Source organism: Streptococcus sp. SM3, from assembly GCF_027497875.1.
Map to the genome: position 1 here is coordinate 1 of NZ_JAJNSA010000189.1, position 2,077 is coordinate 2,077.

At 39.8% G+C, this 2,077-nt stretch carries 1 protein-coding gene; it reads right to left on the reverse strand.

Annotated elements, in window-relative coordinates; translation table 11 throughout:
• Positions 1–2,077, reverse strand: a 2,077-nt coding sequence (locus PAN06_RS13950; RefSeq protein ID WP_276593287.1) for an SspB-related isopeptide-forming adhesin, incomplete at both ends; no start/stop codon positions are given.

Consider the following 2,077-nt stretch of genomic DNA (forward strand, 5'->3'; position numbering starts at 1 on the left):
TAGTAACGTCCAAAGGCCAACTTAGTTGTGTCGATGACTTGTGTATTTTCCGCGTCTCCAAGTGACTTAGTCAAGTCCGCTTTAGAAGTTGCAGTAATTACACCATTTTCAACCTTGATATCAAACTTAGCTGTCACATCTTCTCCTGTTACAGAGTCGTATGCTTTAATATCAGCTCCGTTAACATTCAAGTTTGCACTGTCATATTTATCTGTTACACCTACAGATTGAATATTGTGTGCTTCAGTGAATTTAGTTGTATCCAACCATACTTGGTAGTATACTTTATCACCTTTCTTAAGTGTCTTCGTATTGATATTTTGAGCTTCGTTGTTGGCAGTACCGTCCACATATGGGTTCGCATTGGTGTCCGCAACTTTATGTTCCAGCTCGTTATCATCATCGAGAAGTTTCACACCTGTCAGATCGAATTTAGATTCGTTCAAGATGTATTTCTCTGGGTTGAATTCTGGAGTTTCTGGAGGTGTTACACGGTTGTTGAACTCTTTGTCTGCTGGATCTGTTACGTTAGTGATGAGAGCTTTCGCTGTTCCGTCATGTTTAACTTCTACAGTTACTACTGCTTTCATCGCATCGTAAGTGACAGTTCCGTCAGTACCCTTCACTTCTTCAACTGTGAACTTGTGTTCGCCTACTTGTTCTTTCTTGAATTCAAGTTTAGAGAACTTAACGTTACCAGATGCATCGTTCTTCACAGTTTCAAGAGTCTTACCATCTTTATCCTTAAGAACGAAACTGAATTCGTTAGCTTTAAGCTCACGGCCTTCCAAACGTTTCGTGAAGTTGAATTCTACTTGCACTGGTACGCTGTTTACACGTTTTTCAGTTGGTTTGTTTGGTTTTTCAACAGTCTTGCTTACTGGGTTGTAGTAGTTGACTACTTGAGCCGCAGTATTTTCGATGTCTACTCCACCTTTAACATCCGCTTTAACAGTTGCTGGAATATCAAACTTGTAGTAACGTCCGAATTCGAATTTAGTTGTGTCAATGATTTGAGTGTTTTCTGCGTCGCCAAGTGACTTAGTGAAGCCATCTTTAAGGGTTGCAGTAATCACACCATTGTTCACAGCGATATCGAATTTAGCTGTTACATCCGCACCAGTCTTACCATCGTATGCTTTAATAGCTGAAGCTTCAACGTCGACTTTTGCCTCATCGTAGTCATCTGTGATTCCTACTGATTGGATATTGTCTTTGTTGTTTGCATCAAACTTAGTTGTGTCAAGCCATACTTGGTAAACCAATTTATCTTTTGGTTTAACAGTCTTAGTATTGATATTCGCTTTTTCGTTATTAGATGCATCGTCCGCATATGGGTTCGCATTGGTATCTGCGTACTTGTCTGCCAACTCTTTATCATCATCTAATAATGAAGTTCCAGTCAAATCAAATTCTTTTTCGTTTAGAACATATTTTTCTGGATTGAATTCTGGAGTTTCTGGAGGAGTTACACGGTTGTTAAATTCTTTATCCGCAATGTCGCCTACAGTTGCCACAAGAACTTTAGCAGTACCATCGTGTTTAACTGTGACTGTTACATTCGCTTTCATTGTATCGTATGTAACGGTTGCGTCGCTTCCTTTAACTTCTTCTACTGTGTAGTTGTGTACACCTTCGTCACCCTTCTTGAATGACATAGCTGAGAACTTAACGTTACCAGATGCATCATTGCTTACAGTTTCAAGAGTCTTACCTTCTGAATCTTTAAGAACGAAGCTGAATTCGTTGGCTTTAAGCTCACGGCCTTCCAAACGTTTAGTGAAGTTGAATTCTACTTCAACTGGAACGTTGTTTACACGTTTTTCAGTTGGTTTGCTTGGTTTTTCAACCTTCTTAGTTGTTGGGTTGTAGTAGTTCACTACTTGAGCCGCAGTATTTTCAATATCCACACCACCAGGTACATCAGCTTTCACTGTTGTTGGGATGTCGAACTTGTAGTAACGTCCGAATTCGAATTTAGTTGTGTCAATGATTTGTGTGTTTTCAGCGTCGCCAAGTGACTTAGTGAAGCCATCTTTAAGGGTTGCAGTAATCACACCATTGTTCACAGCGATAT